This window comes from Pantoea stewartii subsp. stewartii (genome assembly GCF_008801695.1).
In the GTDB taxonomy this organism is placed as follows: domain Bacteria; phylum Pseudomonadota; class Gammaproteobacteria; order Enterobacterales; family Enterobacteriaceae; genus Pantoea; species Pantoea stewartii.
In genome coordinates, this window is the sequence record NZ_VZPF01000250.1 from 1 (window position 1) to 453 (window position 453).

Annotated in this window: 1 protein-coding gene; it reads left to right on the forward strand. The window is 53.2% G+C overall.

Translation table 11 applies throughout. The features are described from left to right. Positions 1-372: putative adenosine monophosphate-protein transferase Fic (locus F7Q90_RS26035; RefSeq protein WP_151161206.1), on the forward strand; the 372-nt coding region annotated here is incomplete at its 5' end. Positions 373-453 lie beyond the last annotated feature (81 nt).

A 453-nucleotide genomic window follows, 5' to 3' on the forward strand; every position in this document is an offset into this window, starting at 1 on the left:
CGGGAGGTCGATATTTATCAGGGCGATACCCGTTTCTGCCACTTTGCCTATATCGAAAAAGAGGGCAATGCCCTGATGCAGGATCTGGAAGAGGAGGGCTACCTGGTCGGTCTGGCGCATGAAAAGTTTGTCGAGCGGCTGGCGCATTACTACTGCGAAATTAACGTACTCCACCCCTTTCGTTTGGGGAGTGGGCTGGCGCAGCGCATCTTCTTTGAACAGCTGGCGCTACATGCAGGCTACGCGCTGAGTTGGCAAGGTATTGCGGTTGAAACATGGAAGCAGGCGAACCAGAGCGGCGCGATGGGCGACCTCTCCGCCTTGCAGGCGATTTTTCAGAAAGCGATAAGCGAAGCTCGCGAAACTGAGTAAAATAGTACGGTTCTACTGATTCGGAGCCGCCATGATCCTGCTTATCGACAACTATGATTCCTTTACCTGGAACCTCTACCA